The 18,751-nt window shown below is 46.7% G+C and carries 22 protein-coding genes and 1 riboswitch; of the genes, 18 read left to right on the plus strand and 4 right to left on the minus strand.

Annotated features, from left to right (window positions below; translation table 11 throughout):
* Nucleotides 1–8: 8 nt before the first annotated feature.
* The gene (locus V7728_RS07135) at nt 9–1,679 is read right to left on the minus strand and encodes a DEAD/DEAH box helicase (RefSeq protein ID WP_025284995.1); all 1,671 of its coding nucleotides are present in this window, start codon (nt 1,677–1,679) and stop codon (nt 9–11) included.
* A gap of 144 nt (nt 1,680–1,823) precedes the next feature.
* Nucleotides 1,824–1,924, plus strand: a riboswitch (glycine riboswitch).
* Nucleotides 1,925–2,102: 178 nt separating this feature from the next.
* Here V7728_RS07135 and gcvT point away from each other — a divergent pair.
* From gcvT to gcvPB, 3 genes are read left to right on the plus strand one after another with little or no spacing between them, the layout of a single operon-like run.
* Nucleotides 2,103–3,203, plus strand: coding sequence for a glycine cleavage system aminomethyltransferase GcvT (gcvT, locus tag V7728_RS07140; RefSeq protein WP_099566902.1), 1,101 nt, complete (start codon nt 2,103–2,105; stop codon nt 3,201–3,203).
* Between the two features lie 14 nt (nt 3,204–3,217).
* Nucleotides 3,218–4,564 (plus strand): aminomethyl-transferring glycine dehydrogenase subunit GcvPA, encoded by a 1,347-nt coding sequence (gene gcvPA, locus V7728_RS07145; RefSeq protein ID WP_015240201.1) that lies wholly within the window; start codon nt 3,218–3,220, stop codon nt 4,562–4,564.
* Complete coding sequence (gcvPB, locus tag V7728_RS07150) at nt 4,557–6,032, plus strand: aminomethyl-transferring glycine dehydrogenase subunit GcvPB (RefSeq protein ID WP_099566901.1); 1,476 nt, start codon at nt 4,557–4,559, stop codon at nt 6,030–6,032. Before gcvPA ends, gcvPB begins: the two co-directional genes overlap by 8 nt.
* Nucleotides 6,033–6,085: 53 nt before the next feature.
* On the opposite strand, the gene V7728_RS07155 is transcribed toward gcvPB, so the two are convergent.
* Complete coding sequence (locus V7728_RS07155; protein ID WP_007408335.1) at nt 6,086–6,466, minus strand: rhodanese-like domain-containing protein; 381 nt, start codon at nt 6,464–6,466, stop codon at nt 6,086–6,088.
* A 193-nt stretch (nt 6,467–6,659) separates the two neighbouring features.
* Here V7728_RS07155 and V7728_RS07160 point away from each other — a divergent pair, with 193 nt between their 5' ends.
* From V7728_RS07160 to V7728_RS07170, 3 genes are all read left to right on the plus strand, one after another.
* Nucleotides 6,660–7,496 (plus strand): lipoate--protein ligase family protein, encoded by an 837-nt coding sequence (locus tag V7728_RS07160; protein WP_015240200.1) that lies wholly within the window; start codon nt 6,660–6,662, stop codon nt 7,494–7,496.
* 99 nt (nt 7,497–7,595) lie between these two features.
* Nucleotides 7,596–8,024, plus strand: a complete 429-nt coding sequence (gene mntR / locus V7728_RS07165) for a transcriptional regulator MntR (protein WP_007408338.1) — start codon at nt 7,596–7,598, stop codon at nt 8,022–8,024.
* 114 nt (nt 8,025–8,138) lie between these two features.
* A complete protein-coding gene (locus V7728_RS07170; protein WP_012117971.1) occupies nt 8,139–9,014 on the plus strand; it encodes a patatin-like phospholipase family protein in 876 nt (291 codons plus the stop codon).
* On the opposite strand, the gene V7728_RS07175 is transcribed toward V7728_RS07170, so the two are convergent.
* Both V7728_RS07175 and V7728_RS07180 read right to left on the minus strand, forming a co-directional pair.
* Nucleotides 9,011–9,406 carry an SA1362 family protein gene (locus V7728_RS07175; protein WP_007408340.1) on the minus strand — a complete coding sequence of 132 codons (396 nt, stop codon included), beginning with the start codon at nt 9,404–9,406 and terminating at the stop codon, nt 9,011–9,013. The genes V7728_RS07170 and V7728_RS07175 overlap by 4 nt on opposite strands.
* A gap of 34 nt (nt 9,407–9,440) precedes the next feature.
* Complete coding sequence (locus tag V7728_RS07180; RefSeq protein WP_007408341.1) at nt 9,441–10,397, minus strand: DUF1385 domain-containing protein; 957 nt, start codon at nt 10,395–10,397, stop codon at nt 9,441–9,443.
* A 221-nt stretch (nt 10,398–10,618) separates the two neighbouring features.
* Here V7728_RS07180 and V7728_RS07185 point away from each other — a divergent pair, with 221 nt between their 5' ends.
* From V7728_RS07185 to V7728_RS07240, 12 genes are all read left to right on the plus strand, one after another.
* Nucleotides 10,619–11,149 carry a YqhR family membrane protein gene (locus tag V7728_RS07185; protein ID WP_003153121.1) on the plus strand — a complete coding sequence of 177 codons (531 nt, stop codon included), beginning with the start codon at nt 10,619–10,621 and terminating at the stop codon, nt 11,147–11,149.
* 131 nt (nt 11,150–11,280) lie between these two features.
* On the plus strand, nt 11,281–12,342 hold the full coding sequence (locus tag V7728_RS07190) for a M24 family metallopeptidase (protein ID WP_043020796.1): 1,062 nt from the start codon (nt 11,281–11,283) through the stop codon (nt 12,340–12,342).
* Nucleotides 12,343–12,366: 24 nt separating this feature from the next.
* The gene (gene efp, locus V7728_RS07195) at nt 12,367–12,924 is read left to right on the plus strand and encodes an elongation factor P (RefSeq protein ID WP_003153123.1); all 558 of its coding nucleotides are present in this window, start codon (nt 12,367–12,369) and stop codon (nt 12,922–12,924) included.
* Nucleotides 12,925–13,069: 145 nt separating this feature from the next.
* Nucleotides 13,070–13,351, plus strand: coding sequence for a YqhV family protein (locus V7728_RS07200; protein ID WP_003153124.1), 282 nt, complete (start codon nt 13,070–13,072; stop codon nt 13,349–13,351).
* 77 nt (nt 13,352–13,428) lie between these two features.
* Nucleotides 13,429–14,352 (plus strand): stage III sporulation protein AA, encoded by a 924-nt coding sequence (spoIIIAA, locus tag V7728_RS07205; protein ID WP_007408342.1) that lies wholly within the window; start codon nt 13,429–13,431, stop codon nt 14,350–14,352.
* Nucleotides 14,346–14,861, plus strand: a complete 516-nt coding sequence (gene spoIIIAB / locus V7728_RS07210) for a stage III sporulation protein SpoIIIAB (RefSeq protein WP_012117968.1) — start codon at nt 14,346–14,348, stop codon at nt 14,859–14,861. Before spoIIIAA ends, spoIIIAB begins: the two co-directional genes overlap by 7 nt.
* A gap of 22 nt (nt 14,862–14,883) precedes the next feature.
* The gene (gene spoIIIAC, locus V7728_RS07215) at nt 14,884–15,090 is read left to right on the plus strand and encodes a stage III sporulation protein AC (RefSeq protein ID WP_003153142.1); all 207 of its coding nucleotides are present in this window, start codon (nt 14,884–14,886) and stop codon (nt 15,088–15,090) included.
* Nucleotides 15,091–15,102: 12 nt separating this feature from the next.
* Complete coding sequence (gene spoIIIAD, locus V7728_RS07220) at nt 15,103–15,492, plus strand: stage III sporulation protein AD (protein ID WP_071392571.1); 390 nt, start codon at nt 15,103–15,105, stop codon at nt 15,490–15,492.
* 32 nt (nt 15,493–15,524) lie between these two features.
* Entirely contained in the window at nt 15,525–16,733 is a 1,209-nt protein-coding gene (spoIIIAE, locus tag V7728_RS07225) for a stage III sporulation protein AE (protein ID WP_003153145.1), read from the plus strand.
* 16 nt (nt 16,734–16,749) lie between these two features.
* On the plus strand, nt 16,750–17,370 hold the full coding sequence (spoIIIAF, locus tag V7728_RS07230) for a stage III sporulation protein AF (protein WP_003153146.1): 621 nt from the start codon (nt 16,750–16,752) through the stop codon (nt 17,368–17,370).
* Complete coding sequence (gene spoIIIAG / locus V7728_RS07235; RefSeq protein WP_033574142.1) at nt 17,363–18,055, plus strand: stage III sporulation protein AG; 693 nt, start codon at nt 17,363–17,365, stop codon at nt 18,053–18,055. Before spoIIIAF ends, spoIIIAG begins: the two co-directional genes overlap by 8 nt.
* Before the next feature lie 3 nt (nt 18,056–18,058).
* Entirely contained in the window at nt 18,059–18,709 is a 651-nt protein-coding gene (locus V7728_RS07240) for a SpoIIIAH-like family protein (protein WP_007408346.1), read from the plus strand.
* Nucleotides 18,710–18,751: the final 42 nt, after the last annotated feature.

Here is an 18,751-nt window from a genome sequence, read left to right on the forward strand (position 1 = left end):
CTTTTAGATTAAGATCCTTTTTTTCTGGCGGGCTTTTCCGTATCGTACGACAGAAAAGAGGTGAGATTGTCCATTTTGATTCTCATTTCTTCCTCTGTCAGCGAATGGCATAAAATATCATGCAAATGGTCTTCAAAATTGCTCACTTTGATTTTTGTTAAAATGTCATCTAATTCTCCGACGACATTTTCAAATAAATGAATTTTGTCATACAGAAGTTTTAAAATATGCTCTTCCACCGTATGTTTTGTCGCCATATTGTAGATATGGACATCTCTTTCCTGACCGAGTCTGTGAATCCTTCCGATTCTTTGTTCAAGCCGCATCGGGTTCCACGGGAGGTCATAATTGATAATATGGTTGCAGAATTGCAGGTTGATCCCTTCGCCTCCGGCTTCTGTAGCGATCAGCACCTGCACTTTGCCGCGGAAGAGATCCTTCATCCAGTCTTTTTTTCCGCGCTTAAATCCGCCTCTGAACGGAACGGAGCTTATGCCGTTCTGCTGAAGGAACCATTGCAGGTAAATCTGTGTCGCCCTGTATTCAGTAAAAATAATGACTTTATCATTAATCTTTTGGATCAAGTCAACAACTTGAATCGCTTTTGAGTTTTGCGTGACTTGATTGATGCGGTCCATTAAATTAGCGATCGTCTGATCATCGAATGCGGGCGCTTGTTTGTCTTTTTGGTCAAGCATTTTTTTGAGCGTCATATACACGGCTTCCCTGCTTGAACAGCATTCTCTTTGCAGCGTCATAATGGAAAATGCGCTTGCGGGCTTTTCCGTGCCGTTTTTCAGTGCGGCGATGTCATCGTAAAGCGCCTGTTCCGTCGGTGAAAAGGTGATCGGTACTGTTTCCACGTGGCGCTTCGTCCATGTAAGGCCGGTGTCGCTCCGCGTGTTGCGGATCATCACTTTATTGACGAGCTCTTTCAAATGCTCATGAGCGTCAATCCCGTCCTTCTGATTGAAGGTTTCTTGAAATCCGCTTTCGTTTCCTAAATGGCCGGGCTTTAACAGTGACACTAAATTGAAGATTTCTTCGATCCGGTTTTGAATCGGCGTTGCCGTCAAAAGCAGGCAGTATTTCTTCACAAGACTTCTCGCAAATTCATAATTTTTCGTTTTGCTGTTTTTGAGCTTGTGCGCCTCGTCAATAATGACGAGATCATAAGGAATAGAAAGCACAATGTCTTTGTGAGGCGAGCGTTTGGCCGTATCAATAGAAGAAACGACGATATCGCACTGTTCCCACACATAGCTTTTCTTCTGTTCAACAGCGGGTATTAAAAACTTCTCCTGAAGCTCTTTCACCCACTGGGAAACGAGTGATGCCGGCACAAGAATCAGGATTTTTTTGGCCAGCCCGCGAATCATATATTCTTTTAAAATCAGGCCCGCTTCCACCGTTTTTCCGAGCCCCACTTCATCAGCCAAAATCGCCTTGCCGTTCATTTTTTCAACGACTTTCTGCGCGACCTCAAGCTGATGGGGAAGCGGAGTGAAATCGGGCAGGTATAAAGGAGCCCTCAACCCTTCAAATTCAGGAATGGCAAGGGTCTGCTGGACTTCAGCCGACAGTTTGTACATCTCCCAATTTGACCAGGGACCGTCCGTTTTCAGCCGCTCAGAAAACTCTCCCGGCCAGTTTGCATCAAATATGATCTCTGCTGTCATATGTAACAAAACCGCCTTTCTTTTAAAAAACTGATTTATCATAATTTTTGTTGCCGGACGTAAATGAGGGTGGTAGGATATAAGTAATGATTTCACTAAAAGATATTGCTTTAGTATGTCCATAAAATTGGTAAATATGAGCGAATGACAGCAAGGGGAGAGACTCGGACGAAAGATGGGCGTCCGGGCGCCGAAGGAGCAAACTGCGGAGTGAATCTCTCAGGCAAAAGAACTCTTGCTCGACGCAACTCTGGAGAGTGTCTGCACTTAGAAGAAGCAGGCCACCAAAGGGGACGTCTTTATGATATGTTCATAAAGTAAACTTTCAGGTGCCGGGACAGAGAAACCTTCATTTTCATGAGGTGTTTCTCTGTCCTTTTTTATATGTTTTTACAATGCGCCAATGACTGAAGGGGGAAGATGATGCTGAAACGAACACCGCTTTATGACGTGTATAAAGAATACGGCGGAAAAACGATTGATTTTGGAGGATGGGAGCTGCCGGTTCAATTTTCTTCTATTAAAGAGGAGCATGAAGCCGTCCGCACAAAAGCGGGCCTGTTTGATGTGTCCCATATGGGAGAAGTTGAAGTATCCGGTAAAGACGCCCTGTCTTTTCTGCAAAAAATGATGACAAATGACGTTGCCGATTTAAAGCCGGGAAACGCGCTTTATACCGCCATGTGTTATCCTGACGGCGGTACGGTCGATGACTTGCTGATCTATCAGAAAAGCGAGAGCTGCTATCTGCTCGTGATTAACGCGTCTAATATTGAAAAAGACATCGCCTGGCTGACGGAACATGCGGAAGGCGATGTCACGCTGACGAATCAGTCTGACGGGATTTCACTGCTTGCTGTTCAGGGGCCGAATGCTCAGTCGGTTCTTACGAAGCTGACTGAATGTGATTTGTCCTCCTTAAAGCCGTTTACATTTATTGATGAGGCGGACGTTGCCGGACGACAAGTCCTGCTTTCAAGAACAGGCTATACCGGTGAAGACGGATTTGAGTTATATTGCCGCAATGAAGATGCGGTTCATCTATTTAAGGAGATACTTGCAGCGGGAGAGCATGAAGGCCTCGTTCCGTGCGGCCTCGGCGCCCGTGATACGCTGAGATTTGAAGCGAAGCTTGCTTTATACGGTCAGGAATTGACGAAAGATATTACACCGATTGAAGCCGGAATCGGATTTGCCGTGAAACACAAGAAAGATTCCGATTTTTTCGGGAAGTCTGTATTGCGCGAACAGAAAGAAAAAGGAGCCCCGCGAAAGCTGGTCGGACTTGAGATGATTGAAAAAGGGATTCCGAGACACGGATACGCCGTGAAAAAAGACGGTGTTCCGATCGGTGAAGTCACGACAGGCACGCAATCTCCGACTTTAAAGAAAAATATCGGCCTTGCCTTAATCAAAACGGAATTCAGTGAAGTCGGAACGGAAGTAGAAGTGGAAATCCGTAAAAAAACGGTAAAAGCGAAGATTGTCCGCACACCGTTTTATAAACGTCCAAAACAGAGCTGAAAAAGGAGAGTCATATGAAGCATCGATATTTGCCCGCGACAGAACAGGATAAAAAAGAAATGCTGAAAGCCATCGGCGCAGAAACAATTGATGAACTGTTTGCCGATATTCCGGAAAATGTACGGTTTCAAAAAGACTACCAAATTAAAAAAGCAAAATCAGAAACAGAGCTGACGAGAGAGCTGACGAAGCTTGCGGCGAAAAATAAAGACGCTGTTACATATGCATCTTTTCTGGGCGCAGGAGTGTACGATCACTACCAGCCGGTTATCGTCGATCATGTGATATCCCGATCAGAGTTTTACACGGCATATACGCCTTACCAGCCTGAAATCTCACAAGGAGAGCTGCAGGCGATTTTTGAATTTCAAACGATGATCTGTGAATTAACGGGAATGGATATCGCAAACTCCTCTATGTACGACGGGGGAACGGCGCTGGCGGAAGCGGCGATGCTTGCGTCGGGACATACGAAAAAGAAAAAAATCGTCATTTCCGCAGCCGTTCATCCGGAATCGCGGGATGTTTTGAAAACATACGCAAAGGGCCAATATATTGAGGTTGTAGAGGTGCCCGTGAAAAACGGCGTCACAGATCTTGAAGCATTGGAACATGCCGTTTGTGATGAAACGGCCGCCGTGATCGTCCAGTATCCGAACTTCTTCGGACAAATCGAGCCGTTAAAGGACATTGAGCCGCTCGCACATAAAGGAAACAGCCAGCTGATTGTTTCTTCAAACCCGCTCGCGCTCGGTATTTTGACACCGCCCGGGGCATACGGAGCTGATATCGTCGTCGGGGACGCGCAGCCTTTCGGCATACCTGCGGCGTTCGGCGGCCCGCACTGCGGCTATTTTGCAGTAACGAAAAAACTGATGAGAAAGGTGCCGGGCCGGCTTGTCGGCCAAACGGAGGATGAAAACGGGCGAAGAGGTTTTGTTCTCACTCTTCAGGCGCGCGAGCAGCATATCAGAAGAGACAAAGCCACGTCTAACATTTGTTCAAATCAGGCGCTGAATGCTTTAGCGGCTTCAGCCGCGATGACGGCGCTCGGAAAAAACGGCGTCAAAGACATGGCCCGCCAAAATATATTGAAAGCTGATTACGCGAGACGCCAAGCGGAAAAAGCCGGCTTGCACGTAGCATTTGACGGCCCGATATTTAATGAATTTGCCGTCAGGCTGAATCTTCCCGTCAAGGAAGCAAACCGGCGGCTCCTGCAAGACGGCATAATCGGCGGATATGACTTAGGCCTTGCGTATCCGGAACTGAATCAGCATATGCTCATTGCCGTCACAGAGCTGAGAACAAAAGAAGAGATCGATTCGCTTATTGCGGGATTGGGGGATCAACATGAATAATCAAGATCAGGCGCTTATTTTTGAAATGTCCCGCGAAGGGCGTATCGGTTACAGCCTTCCGGAGCTTGATGTGCCGGAAACAGAGCTTGAAAGCCTTCTTCCCGGTGACTATATCCGCGATGAAGACGCAAAGCTGCCGGAAGTATCAGAGCTCGATATTATGCGGCATTATACCGCTCTTTCTAAGAGGAACCACGGAGTTGATTCAGGCTTTTATCCGCTCGGCTCCTGTACGATGAAATACAATCCGAAATTAAATGAAAAAATTGCCCGGATCGCAGGTTTTTCCGCCATTCATCCGCTTCAGGACGAGGGCACGGTTCAGGGGGCGCTTGAGCTTTTATACGATTTAAGCGGGCACTTGGAGGAGATTACGGGCATGGACGAGGTGACGCTGCAGCCTGCGGCGGGCGCTCACGGCGAATGGACCGGCCTGATGATGATCCGCGCCTATCACGAAGCGCGGGGAGACTTCGGACGGACGAAGGTGATTGTCCCTGATTCAGCCCACGGTACGAATCCGGCATCCGCCACGGTCGCCGGTTTTGAAACGATTACCGTCAAGTCAAATGAGCACGGGCTGGTTGACATTGAAGATTTGAAAAGAGCGGTAAACGAAGAAACAGCGGCGCTGATGCTGACGAATCCGAACACCCTCGGGTTATTTGAGGAAAACATTACGGAAATGGCTGAAATCGTCCATCAGGCCGGCGGAAAGCTTTATTATGACGGAGCGAATTTAAATGCCGTTTTAAGTAAAGCAAGACCGGGAGATATGGGATTTGACGTCGTTCACCTTAATCTGCATAAAACATTTACCGGGCCGCACGGCGGGGGAGGACCGGGCTCAGGTCCGGTCGGAGTGAAAAAAGAATTCATTCCGTATCTGCCGAAACCCGTTCTCACGAAAAAAGAGGGCCGTTTGACTTTTGACTATGATCGGCCGCAGTCGATCGGGCGCGTAAAACCTTATTACGGCAACTTCGGCATTAATGTCAGAGCCTACACGTATATCCGTTCCATGGGGCCTGACGGCTTAAAAGCTGTGACCGAAAACGCGGTTTTAAATGCAAATTATATGATGAGAAGACTCGCGCCTTATTATGACCTCCCGTATGACCGTCATTGCAAGCATGAATTTGTGTTATCGGGAAGAAGGCAGAAAAAGCTCGGCGTTCGAACGCTTGATATTGCCAAACGGCTTTTGGATTTCGGCTATCATCCGCCGACTGTGTATTTTCCTCTCAATGTTGAAGAAAGCATCATGATCGAACCGACGGAAACGGAATCAAAGGAAACGCTAGATGCGTTTATAGATGCCATGATTCAAATTGCGCGGGAAGCGGAGGAATCGCCTGAAATCGTTCAGGAAGCGCCGCATACAACAGTTGTCAAAAGAATGGATGAAACCAAGGCGGCAAGAAAGCCCGTTTTAAAATACGAACGTACACTTGACGGCAGCCGCTGACACGGTGTAAAAAAAAGAGCTGTCCGTTTTATACGGAAGCTCTTTTTTTATGATTAGTTTTTTGCTTTAATTTTTCCGCCCCATTTTTTAAATCCGCCTTTCAGGTTGTAAATATCTTTACAGCCGTGTTTGCGGAGCGTCTGTGCCGCGCGTCCGCTGCGGACATTGTTTTGGCAGTACAGATAAACGGGTTTATCAGGACGGATTTCACTTTTGCGCTGTTTCAGCTGTGACAGCGGAATGTTGCGCGCGCCGAGAATATGGCCGCCTTCAAATTCATTCGGTTCACGGACGTCAATCAGCTGCGCTTTTCTGTAGCCCGCGCGGAATTCCTCTTCCGTAAGTGTTTTCATTAAACGCTGCTGGTAAAAATACGACACGATCATATAAACGATAAACGCCGCAACAATAATTAAAGCAATCATATTAGACAATGCGATTCTACTCCTTTAACTTATAAAATCAAAACCCTGCTTCCTGAAAACAAGGCTTACCGGACGTTTTGGGACAAATACTATTATAGTAAAGCATGAAGCGATTGTCATCCTTAATGAAACGAAATATTTTTCATTTTCAAGGCAGTTTGTTAAACTGATTTTATTAAAACGATAAAGAAGGGTTCAGTGTATGGAAAAAGAAACATGGCGGTTTATTGACTCAGGGAATGAAAGCCCGGCATTTAACATGGCGCTGGATGAAGCGCTTTTATATTGGCACAGCCAAAAAAAAATTCCTCCGGTGATCCGTTTTTACGGCTGGAATCCGGCAACTTTGTCTGTCGGGTATTTTCAAAATATTAAGAAGGAAATTAACTTTGACGCAGTACATAAACACGGCCTCGGGTTTGTCAGAAGACCGACAGGCGGACGGGGTGTTCTGCATGATAAAGAATTGACATACAGCGTAATCGTTTCAGAGGATCACCCGGAAATGCCGGCCACGGTGACAGAGGCGTACCGGGTGATTTCAGAAGGTATTCTGCAGGGATTCAGAAACCTTGGACTTGATGCCTACTTTGCGATTCCGCGAACGGAGAAAGAAAAAGAAAGCTTGAAAAATCCGCGCTCGTCCGTCTGCTTTGATGCGCCTTCGTGGTATGAACTGGTCGTCGAAGGACGGAAAGTTGCCGGAAGCGCACAGACACGCCAAAAAGGCGTCATTCTTCAGCACGGTTCCATCCTGCTTGACATTGATGAGGATAAGCTGTTTGATCTGTTTTTATATCCGAGCGACAGAGTCCGTGAGCGCATGCAGCGGAATTTCAAAAACAAAGCGGTAGCCATCAACGCCTTAGCGCCGAAACGGGTAACGATGGATGAGGCCAGAATCGCTTTTAAAGCCGGTTTTGAGGAAGGGCTGAACATTCATCTTGAGCCTTACACACTCACGTCTGAAGAGCTTGCATTTGTCAATGAGCTGGCTGAGACGAAATACGCGTCTGATGAATGGAATTATAAGCGCTGATAAGGCTTGACAGACCGGAAGCATCCTTGTTTTTTCATGACCGTTAGTGTAAACTTGTAATGGTTTATAAAGTTAAGGTGCTTTTTGGGAGGGTTACTTATGACAACACCAAGTATGGAAGATTATATTGAACAGATTTATATGCTGATAGAAGAAAAAGGATATGCACGGGTTTCTGATATCGCGGAAGCTTTGGCAGTCCACCCCTCCTCTGTAACGAAAATGGTTCAAAAACTAGATAAAGACGAGTATTTGATTTATGAAAAATATCGCGGGCTCGTATTGACGTCAAAAGGCAAAAAGATCGGCAAACGGCTCGTATACAGACACGAATTGCTTGAGCAGTTTTTAAGAATCATTGGTGTTGATGAAGAGAAGATTTACAATGATGTTGAAGGAATCGAACATCATCTTAGCTGGAACAGCATTGACCGCATCGGCGACCTCGTTCAGTATTTCGAAGATGACGAAAGCCGGAAAAAAGAATTGAAATCCGTACAGAAAAAAACCGAAAATCCCGGTGAATAAAGGGCAGCCCGAAATGGGGCGCCCTTTTTTTAATGTCTTCATTCTTTGGTCTATTTCGCCCAGCCGTTTCTTAAAATAATAATACACCTTGAGATGGAAGGGAGAGGGCGCGCTATGCAGATTGACGGCGTATTTTCGGGCGGGGGGATAAAAGGGGTGGCGCTTGCCGGCGCTTATGAAGCGCTGGAAGAAAAGGGCTTTCGCTTTGAAAGGCTCGCCGGAACAAGCGCCGGCGCAATTATTGCCGCATTTATCGCTGCGGGCTATACGAGCAGAGAGGTTCATTCCATCATAGATGAGGTGGACGGAAGGCAATTGCTTGATCAGAGATACTCATTCCTCCCGCTGAAAATCCTGCGGTGGGTGTCGATATATTGGCGCCTCGGACTATACAGAGGCGATATGCTGGAAAAATGGATTGCGGATAAATTAAAAGCGAAGGGCATCATTGCGTTCGGCGATTTGAAAAAAGGCTCGCTCCGTCTCATCGCTTCAGATCTGACGAACGGAACGATGATCGTGCTTCCTGACGATCTTCCCCGCTACGGATTAAATCCGGAGATGTTCCCGGTTGCCAGAGCCGTCAGAATGAGCTGCAGCATTCCTTATTTTTTTGAACCGATAAAACTGAAGACCGAAAAAGGCACCTCAACGGTCGTTGACGGCGGCGTGTTAAGCAATTTCCCGATTTGGCTGTATTCAAAAGAACGCAAACGGCCGGTCATCGGAATTTCGCTTTCGCCCAACGAAAAAGAGCGCCCGAAAAAATCAATCCGCAACGCTTTTGAGCTGTTCGGGGCTTTGTTTGAAACGATGAAAGACGCTCATGATGCCAGGCATATCGCGACAAAGTACGAACAGAATATTATTTTTATTCCGGTGGAACATGTGATGGCGACGGAGTTTCATCTCACACCGCAAAAAAAACTAGCTCTCATTGAGCTAGGAAAAAGCAGAACAGAGCAATTTTTGAAGCAATGGAGCTATTAAAAAAGCGCTCTGTTTTTCTTTTTATTCTTTTTGCCTTCTATGACGGTAAGCTGGGTCTGGCTTTTTTTCTTAAGAATCATCGGCTTCGGTCTGCTGCTGCTCGGCACGCTCCGCAAATGGCTGACCCGGCCTCTGTGTCCGGCGCGGTGCTTCGCTTTTTGCTCCTTCATTCGGAGCCGCGATTGTCTGGCCGCTTTTCTGAAAGCGGTTCCGTCACGGCCGGTGCGGCGGTTCAGGACCGTCCTCACGATAAAATAAATAATGATGCCTGCGATAATAACGGTGATCGCTCTTGAAATCATCTGCCCGGGGTTGGTTACCGCTGCATAAATGAAACCGAATGCGCCAAGCGCTATCAATACAGCAAAAAAAGGTTGTACACGATGATTCATAACTGCCCACCTCCAAAATAATAACGGTAACTGTTCAGATTACGTTGTGAGACGGCTTTTCGCTCTGTTCTGAAATGTCTTCCAGTCTGAGAAGCTCGTTAAAGCTTTCTATGGCAACCTCGACCTGGTCATCCGCCGGTTCCTTTGTCGTTAAAAGCTGCAGCCACAGGCCGGGATAACCGAGCACTTTCAAAACGGGGATATTCCGCACTCTGTTCGTCAGCTGGAGCACTTCAAAGGAGATGCCGAGAACGACCGGTATAAGCGCAATCCTGTCTAAGATCCGCACCCAAAGCGGATCTGTCGGAACGAGTAAATAGATGAACATGCCGACAATGATCGTAAATAAAATAAAGCTTGAACCGCAACGGTAATGAAGCCGTGACTGCTTCTGAACATTTTCTATTGTAATTGGCAAATTCTGTTCATAACAGTTTATGACCTTATGTTCGGCTCCATGATATTGAAACACTCTTTTAATTAACGGCGTCATTGATAAAAAATAAATGTAGCCGAGAAGCAGAATAAGCTTAAACAGACTTTCGATTCCGATCTGCGCGGCGTCTGAGGAAAAGACGGGCCTTACAAGCTCCGCTAAGAAGACCGGGACGAGCGTAAAAACGAATTTGCTGAACAAAAACGACAGAACGCCGATCACCGCCAGGCTGAAAAACATCGATAAGCCCGAACCCTTCTTATCTTCCTGCTCCAGCTTGGCGTCATCTTGAGGATCAAGCCCGTAACGTTCGCTGGAAAAGTTTAAATGCTTTGTGCCGTTGGCGCTCGCCTCAATGATGGCGACGATTCCCCGCAAAAAAGGAATCTTTTTTAAAGCCGAAAGCTTGGCGTTCGGCACTCTCGGAAGCTTGAAAAAATCAATGCTTCCGTCATTCCTGCGGATGGCGGTAACATAATTTTTTCTGCCGCCGAACATGACCCCTTCAACGACAGCCTGCCCGCCGTAAGCAGGGGGCGTTTTTTGTTTGGACATTGTTTATCAACCTGCCTGTTTTTTTAGGATTTACTAACCATTTCCTTTCACTCTATTGTACAGGAAACCGCGGTAAACCTCTAGTTAGACAGCCGGAAAATCAATGCTTTTTCTACATGCAGTATACCCCGTTTCTTTAGATTTTACTCATTGAATGAAAATATGGCGCAGTTTTTTATGACTTTTCAATTTTGGGGCAGTCTATGACTGGAGGTGCCATGATGACAAGCGAAAAACATTCAGAACAGGAAGAAAAAAAGAAGCAGGATGATGATCAGCAGCCTGTTTCATTTACCGGCAGAATTTGCGGTATCGGATTTGCCGGCGGTGTATTTTGGAGTTTGATCGGCTATCTCGGGTATGTCTTTCATTTTTCAGAGATCAGCCCCAACATGATTCTTCAGCCGTTTATGATTGGAGAATGGAAAAAACAATGGCTCGGCACGATGGTCAGCATCGTTGTCATCGGATTCATTTCAATTGCCGGGGCGTTTATTTATTTCGTCTGCCTGAAACGTTTTAAAACCATGTGGCCGGGGATGGTGTACGGCGTCATTTTATGGTGTGCGGTTTTTTTCTTATTCAATCCGATTTTCGAAGATGTGAAATCCGTCACTGAATTGAAATCAGATACAATCGTGACGACGCTTTGCCTTTACATTCTGTACGGTTTGTTTGTCGGTTACTCAATTTCCTTCAACTACAATGAACTTACGTCAGACAAGCTTGCAAGGGCGCTCGGCAACAAGTGAATAAGTGTATAATCCCTGTCCGGTATGGTAAAATGTTCACGAGAAGTGAACATTTTTTATGCTGAAAACCGGGCGGGGATGCTCCCGCGTTGTCAGGCGGCAGTCAAGAATCGGCGAGGAGGAGAAAGGGAATGAAACTTGAGAAATTGCGAAATCTTTTCGGTCAGCTGGATATAGACGGAATGTTGGTGACAAGCTCCGCCAATCTGCAGTATATGACGGGATTTACGGGTTCGTCAGGCCTTGCGGTCATATCGAAAGAACGTGCGGCATTTATCACGGATTTCCGTTACACCGAGCAGGCGAAGACGCAAGTGAAGGGTTTTGACATTATCGAGCACGGCGGAAGCTTAATCCAAACGGCTGCGGATACGATTCTTGAGTACGGCATTAAAAAACTCGGCTTCGAGCAAAACAGCATGACGTACGGAACATATGCATCCTACCAAGCGGTGCTGCAGGAAGCGGAGATGGTTCCCGTCGCGGATTCCGTTGAAAAGTTGCGCTTGATTAAGTCAAGTGAAGAGATTAAGATATTAGAGGAAGCTGCGAAGATTGCGGATGATGCGTTTGAACATATTCTGACGTTTATCAAACCGGGCATCTCAGAGATTTCAGTTGCAAACGAGCTTGAATTTTATATGAGACGTCAAGGAGCAGACGGCTCTTCCTTTGATATGATTGTCGCCTCGGGAGTCAGATCCAGCCTTCCCCACGGAGTGGCAAGCGGCAAATTGATTGAAAAGGGAGACTTGGTCACGCTCGATTTCGGCGCTTATTATAAAGGCTATTGTTCTGACATCACACGCACCGTCGCGGTCGGAGAGCCAAGTGATAAACTGAAAGAGATTTATCAGGTCGTATACGATGCCCAAGCGCTTGGTGTCCTGCATATTAAACCCGGCATGACGGGAAAAGAAGCGGACGCCCTGACGAGGGATCACATCACCGCAAAAGGCTACGGACAGTATTTCGGCCATTCGACAGGACACGGGTTTGGAATGGAAGTCCATGAATCACCGGGGCTGTCTCTCAGGTCATCGGCCGTTCTTGAGCCGGGCATGGCGGTAACGGTTGAGCCGGGCATATACATACCGGAAGTTGGGGGCGCAAGAATCGAAGATGATATCATCATCACTGACGACGGCAACCGGACAATTACGCATTCCCCTAAAGAATTAATTATTTTGTGATCGGAATATAGGAGGACATCAAACATGATTTCAGTTAACGATTTTCGTACAGGACTAACGATTGAAGTAGACGGCGGCATTTGGCGCGTCGTTGACTTCCAGCACGTAAAGCCGGGAAAAGGAGCGGCATTTGTCCGTTCTAAATTGCGTAACCTGCGCACGGGCGCTATTCAGGAGAAAACATTCCGTGCAGGTGAAAAAGTCGCGAAAGCTCAAATCGAAACAAAAACGATGCAGTATCTTTATGCCAACGGCGATCAGCACGTGTTCATGGATACAAGCTCATATGAACAGCTTGAATTGAACGAAAACCAAATCGAAGAAGAATTGAAATATCTTCTGGAAAATATGTCTGTGCACATCATGATGTATCAGTCTGAAACGCTCGGTATTGAACTGCCGAACACAGTTGAACTGAAAGTTGTTGAAACAGAGCCGGGAATTAAAGGCGACACGGCGTCAGGCGGCACGAAACCTGCCAAAACGGAAACAGGTCTTGTCGTAAACGTACCGTTTTTCGTGAACGAAGGCGATACGCTGGTTGTAAATACATCAGACGGCTCTTACGTGTCAAGAGCGTAGTCAAAGAAATTCGGAGTCTGCTCCTTTTACGGGGCAGGCTTTTTTTGCGTTCTGCCTGAATCTTTCTTCTATATGAAAATAGTGAGACTACTTCCGTCAGCTAGAGCATATAGTGTAACAAAATGCTTGAAGTTGGGGGATTGCAATGAAATTTTTGTTTGGTTCAATCAATTCTACTGTTTTAACGATGGCCGGTTTACGAGTTTTGTCCTCGCTCATTGAATTATCGGCCGCTATTATCATGCTTTTGACAAACGACATCAGAAAGGCGGTTGTGGTGAATAGTATTTTGGCAATCGTCGGCCCGCTGATCTTTATCATCACAATGACGATCGGCATTTATCAGATTGCCGGACAGCTCTCATATGCAAAATTAATATTGATTTTTGCGGGAGTGGTGCTGATTTTGGCCGGTGTGCATAAATAGAGGGCCGGGGTGTCATAAAGTCTGTCCCGGATCATACATTTTAAAGAAGCCAATCGGTAAAAAAGGAGGAGACTCTATTGAATGAGATTACAGAGGTTCTCCCTGAATTATTGAGAGATGCCATCTCCGCCGTGCCCGAAGAAGCGAGGCGGGATACAGAAGAAATCAGAATCCGCGTCGACAGGCCGGTTGAACTGATCCAAAAAGGACAACCTTTGTATTTGTCATATGTCTGTACGGCCGGCGACGCACAGCTGATCCTCAGCCGGCTCAGCAATTACAGTATGTACACGCTGGAAGAAGAGCTGAAAAAAGGATATATCACAATCAGAGGAGGCCACCGCGTGGGGCTGGCCGGAAGAGTCATCGTCGAAAACGGAGCCGTCAAAGGACTCCGGGATATTACTTCTTTTAATATCCGAATCGCCCGGGAGAAGCTGGGAATCGCAGAACCGCTCATTCCTTTCTTATGGAAAGAAAACTGGCTGAATACGCTGATCATCGGTCCTCCGCAAACGGGGAAAACGACTTTGCTTCGTGATTTGGCCCGGCTTTCCAGCACCGGATCAAAACGCATTCCCGCAAAAAAGACAGGTATCGTAGATGAACGTTCGGAAATTGCCGGCTGCCTGCGGGGCATTCCCCAGCACAGTTTCGGCCGCAGAATCGATGTCCTTGATGCCTGTCCGAAGGCGGAAGGGCTGATGATGATGATTCGCTCTATGAGTCCTGATGTCATAATTGTGGATGAAATCGGGAGAATGGAAGACTCACAAGCGCTGCTGGAGGCGCTCCATGCGGGCGTATCCGTCATCGTATCTGCGCACGGGTGGAATATGAAAGACTTGGTCAAGAGGCCGTCGCTGAAAATGCTTTGGGAGGAAAACGTGTTTGACCGGTATGTTGAACTGTCAAGGCGCCGCGGTCCGGGAACGATCAGCAGGATGTACGGAAAGGATGGGGAACCTGTTCCACATGCTGAAAGCGTGATGACATGCTGAAGCTTTTGGGTGCCGTGTTTATTCTGACAGCGACGACTTGGACCGGATTTGAGATCGCCAAAATGTATATAGAAAGGCCGAGGCAGATCCGTCAGCTGCGCGCGGCGCTCCAATCGCTTGAAGCGGAAATCATGTTCGGGCATACACCGCTGCATACCGCCTCGGGACAAATTGCTGCACAGCTTTCCAAACCTGTATCGTTATTGTTTCAAGCTTTCAGCAGAAGGCTAGAGCAGGGAAGCGATTCCGCCAAAACGGCTTGGGAACAGAGCTTGAAAAATAACTGGTCGTCCATGGCGATGAAAAAAAGCGAATATGATGTACTAAAGCAATTCGGAGAGACGCTCGGGCTCCATGACCGTGTTTCTCAGCAGAAACATATCAAGCTTGCGCTTACACATTTGGAAGCGGCGGAAGCGGATGCCGGACGGGCGCAGGCGAAAAATGAAAAAATGGTGAAAAGCTTAGGATTTTTAGCCGGACTGTTACTCATTCTTCTATTGATGTAAACATGAGGGGAGCAAACATAAAATGGGAGTCGACGTAAATGTCATTTTTCAAATCGCCGGAGTCGGTATCGTGGTTGCGTTTCTGCACACCATACTTGACCAAATGGGAAAAAAAGAATACGCCCAATGGGTGACGCTGCTTGGCTTTATCTATATTTTATTTATGGTGGCGACGATTGTCGATGACCTGTTCAAAAAGATCAAAGCTGTGTTTCTATTCCAAGGATAGGGGGGCTTACAGATTGAGATTGTTCAAATTGTAGGTTTAGGCCTGATCGCCACATTTCTCTCCCTGATCGTAAAAGAACAGAAACCGACTTTCGCGTTTATGATTGTCGTCTTCAGCGGCTGCGTGATCTTTCTTTATCTCATCGACCAGATTTACGACATTATCAGAATGATAGAAAAAATAGCCGTCAATGCAAATGTCAATATGGTCTATGTGGAAACCATTTTAAAAATTATCGGCATCGCCTACATCGCTGAATTCGGAGCGCAGCTGACAAAGGATGCTGGCCAGGGAGCGATTGCTTCGAAAATAGAGCTGGCCGGAAAAATTTTGATACTGGTAATGGCCGTGCCGATACTCACCGTCATTATTGAAACGATTCTCGGACTTATTCCTTCTTGATCATAAATAAAATGGAAAGGGGGGCACAAAAAATGAAGCGCTTTCGGTGGGCGGGAGCTTTTTTGTTCATCCTCTTATTTTTTCAGACTGAATGTGTACAAGCTGCCGGAACAGACGGTGCATCGCAGGAAACCGCAGTTCACCAAGAATCCGCTGATGAAGTGGCGAAAAAGCAGGCCGAAGCGCTGAAAACAGAAGGCATCGGAAAGTTTTGGGACGACATCATGACAGAATACGGCGGTCTTCTGCCTGAAAGCCAAAAGGGAAGCATCATCGACTTTATTAACGGAGAAAAAACGTTCTCACCGGAGGCATGGCTGAAGGCTTTATTTTCATACTTGTTTCATGAAGTGCTCGCAAACGGAAAGCTTCTGGGAACTTTGATTCTTCTCACCATTTTTTGTGTCATTCTGCAGCTCCTGCAAAATGCGTTCCAGCAGAGCACCGTCAGCAAAGTGGCTTATGCAATCGTCTACATGGTGCTGATTATTCTCGCTTTAAACAGCTTTCATGTTGCCGTCAATTATGCCAGTGAAGCGATCCAGACGATGACAAGCTTCATTCTCGCGCTCATCCCGCTTTTACTCGCGCTTTTGGCGTCTTCCGGGGGAGCCGTCTCCGCAGCTTTTTTTCACCCCGTTATTTTATTTCTGATGAATACGAGCGGCCTTCTCATTCAAAACATCGTCATGCCGCTTATCTTCCTGTCAGCGATTTTAAGCATCGTCAGCACGATGACGGATCAATATAAAGTCACGCAGCTTGCCAATCTGCTCAGAAATATCGCGATCGGCGCGCTTGCCGTATTTCTCACCGTGTTTCTCGGCGTCATCTCCGTACAGGGGGCTTCGGCTGCCGTGACGGACGGGATTACGCTCAGGACTGCAAAATTTATAACAGGCAATTTTATTCCCGTACTCGGCCGGATGTTTACGGATGCGACGGATACGGTCATCAGCGCCTCGCTCCTATTAAAAAACACCGTGGGAATCCTCGGAGTCGGAATTTTGATCTGCATCTCCGCGTTTCCGGCGATCAAAGTGCTCTCGCTCGCTTTTATTTATAAGCTCGCGGCCGCTATTCTGCAGCCGCTCGGAGGCGGGCCCGTCATTACGTGCCTCGGCGTCATCAGCAGAAGCGTACTGTATATTTTCGCGGCGCTCGCCATCGTCTCTCTCATGTTTTTCCTCAGCATCACAGTCATTATTACAGCAGGCAACCTCACTATGATGATGAAATAAAGGAGGCCCATTGGATATGAGCTTTTTAACAGAATGGCTGACAAGCATTATTTTATTTATCTTATTCGCCATCGTCATCGACATGCTGCTGCCCAGCTCCAGTATGCAAAAATACGCAAAGATGGTTGTCAGCCTGCTGTTAATCATTGTCATGCTCAACCCGATATTCAAACTTTTCAAAACAGACCCGGAAATCATCTTCGATTATTTGACAAAACAAGAGCAATCTCAATCCGCTGATATAAAAAATCAAATTAAATCAGAAAAAAAAGAAATACAAGCATCAAACCGCGCATATGTTTTAGAAGAAATGGCTGTCCAACTAAAAAAGAAAGCGGAGGAGATGTTCAGTCATGACGAATACAAAATAGACGACATCCGCCTTACAGCGGAAGAACAGGTTCGTTCAGAAGAAGATGTAAAAACGATCAGCGTGTATATGGCCCCATCTTCTGAAAAAACCGTGCAAACCGTCGCACCGATCGACATCCGCACAGACCGCAAATACGAACCGGAAGGCGCAGCCGACAAAAAAGAGGCCGCAGACATCAAAGAAAAACTTGCGGATATATGGGAAATCGGCAGTGAGAAAATTACGGTTTATATGGAAGGCGGGGAGAAAAACGGCCATGAATAAAAACGGACTATGGACCATACTCAAAAAACAGCTGATGATCGGACAGGCGAAAGACGGAGAAAAACCAAAACTGACAAAATATCATTACTTTCTGTTCGTGTTTGTGCTCGGGGTATCTTTTATGCTGGTCAGCCAGCTGTTCTCTTCACCGGAGAAAACCGGGAAGGACCAAGCGGTGCAGACCGTCATGTCCGGCCGAACGGAAGACAAAAGCGGGCAAAAAAGCGCACCCGTTTTTAAGGCATCGAAAGACGGCAGCGCAAAAACCACGATCGATGATTACGAAAGAGACTATGAAAACCAGCTGAAAGAAATCCTTGAAACGATTATCGGCGTGGAGGATGTCTCAATTGTCGTAAACGTAGACGCAACATCTTTGAAAGTGTTTGAGAAAAATAAAACGAAAAAAGACACCACCACTGAAGAAACCGATAAAGAAGGCGGCAAAAGAAGCGTAACCGATCAAACCTCTGAAGAACAAATTGTCATGATTCGAAACGGGGATCAGGAAACCCCGGTCGTCGTCCAGACGAAAAAGCCCGATATCCGCGGTGTACTCGTTGTCGCTCAGGGAGTGGACAACGTTCAAATAAAAAAAACCATCATTGATGCCGTCACAAGGGTGCTTGATGTTCCGAGCTACCGTGTAGCGGTTGCCCCTAAAAAAATCAAGGAGGATTCATAAATCATGCTGAAAAAACAAACGGTTTGGCTTTTAACAATGCTCAGTCTCGTCGTGGTATTAAGTGTTTATTATATTATGTCGCCGGAAAGCAAAAATGCCGTGCAGATGAAAAGCGAAAAAAGCAGCGGAGAAGTCGCCACTGAAAAAACGCCGGCTCCTGAAACGAAAGATAAGAGCGGAAGCGGCACGGAAAAAGAAGACGGCACAAAAGGAACGAAAGATTCTAAAGGCACAAAAGAGGATAAAGAAACATCAGCCGAAGCATCGGACAAAGACGGATCGGTCGCCACAGAAACAGCTGATGAAAACTTATTTACCGCATACCGCATGGAGCTTGAAGACGCGAGAAGCAAAGAAAGGGAACAGTTAAACAGCATTGTTTCAAGCGATGATGCGACCGCAAAGGAAAAAAGCGAAGCCTACGATAAAATGACGGCGCTGAGCAATGCTGAAGGGACGGAAAAACAGCTGGAAACGCTGATTAAAACACAAGGCTACAAAGATGCGCTCGTGGATGCTGAAGGAGACAAAATCAACATTACCGTCATGTCTGACAAACATTCAAACGCAAAAGCTTCCGCTATCATTGACCTGGTGGAAAAAGAAATCAAGACGATGAAAGACGTCGCCGTCACGTTTGAACCGACAAAGTAAGAGACCTGAACCGCCCGCACCCGCTGCGGGCTTTTCTGATGT

Origin of the sequence: Bacillus sp. JHAA (assembly GCF_036961585.1) — a bacterium.
Taxonomy (GTDB): Bacteria; Bacillota; Bacilli; order Bacillales; family Bacillaceae; genus Bacillus; species Bacillus velezensis.

Bases quoted from the DNA above. Each gene is read 5' to 3' on its own strand.
- V7728_RS07135 (WP_025284995.1), bottom strand. From the start codon at position 1,679: ATGACAGCAGAGATCATATTTGATGCAAACTGGCCGGGAGAGTTTTCT.
- gcvT (WP_099566902.1), top strand. From the start codon at position 2,103: ATGCTGAAACGAACACCGCTTTATGACGTGTATAAAGAATACGGCGGA.
- gcvPA (WP_015240201.1), top strand. From the start codon at position 3,218: ATGAAGCATCGATATTTGCCCGCGACAGAACAGGATAAAAAAGAAATG.
- gcvPB (WP_099566901.1), top strand. From the start codon at position 4,557: ATGAATAATCAAGATCAGGCGCTTATTTTTGAAATGTCCCGCGAAGGG.
- V7728_RS07160 (WP_015240200.1), top strand. From the start codon at position 6,660: ATGGAAAAAGAAACATGGCGGTTTATTGACTCAGGGAATGAAAGCCCG.
- mntR (WP_007408338.1), top strand. From the start codon at position 7,596: ATGACAACACCAAGTATGGAAGATTATATTGAACAGATTTATATGCTG.
- V7728_RS07170 (WP_012117971.1), top strand. From the start codon at position 8,139: ATGCAGATTGACGGCGTATTTTCGGGCGGGGGGATAAAAGGGGTGGCG.
- V7728_RS07175 (WP_007408340.1), bottom strand. From the start codon at position 9,406: ATGAATCATCGTGTACAACCTTTTTTTGCTGTATTGATAGCGCTTGGC.
- V7728_RS07180 (WP_007408341.1), bottom strand. From the start codon at position 10,397: ATGTCCAAACAAAAAACGCCCCCTGCTTACGGCGGGCAGGCTGTCGTT.
- V7728_RS07185 (WP_003153121.1), top strand. From the start codon at position 10,619: ATGACAAGCGAAAAACATTCAGAACAGGAAGAAAAAAAGAAGCAGGAT.
- V7728_RS07190 (WP_043020796.1), top strand. From the start codon at position 11,281: ATGAAACTTGAGAAATTGCGAAATCTTTTCGGTCAGCTGGATATAGAC.
- efp (WP_003153123.1), top strand. From the start codon at position 12,367: ATGATTTCAGTTAACGATTTTCGTACAGGACTAACGATTGAAGTAGAC.
- V7728_RS07200 (WP_003153124.1), top strand. From the start codon at position 13,070: ATGAAATTTTTGTTTGGTTCAATCAATTCTACTGTTTTAACGATGGCC.
- spoIIIAB (WP_012117968.1), top strand. From the start codon at position 14,346: ATGCTGAAGCTTTTGGGTGCCGTGTTTATTCTGACAGCGACGACTTGG.
- spoIIIAC (WP_003153142.1), top strand. From the start codon at position 14,884: ATGGGAGTCGACGTAAATGTCATTTTTCAAATCGCCGGAGTCGGTATC.
- spoIIIAE (WP_003153145.1), top strand. From the start codon at position 15,525: ATGAAGCGCTTTCGGTGGGCGGGAGCTTTTTTGTTCATCCTCTTATTT.
- spoIIIAF (WP_003153146.1), top strand. From the start codon at position 16,750: ATGAGCTTTTTAACAGAATGGCTGACAAGCATTATTTTATTTATCTTA.
- spoIIIAG (WP_033574142.1), top strand. From the start codon at position 17,363: ATGAATAAAAACGGACTATGGACCATACTCAAAAAACAGCTGATGATC.
- V7728_RS07240 (WP_007408346.1), top strand. From the start codon at position 18,059: ATGCTGAAAAAACAAACGGTTTGGCTTTTAACAATGCTCAGTCTCGTC.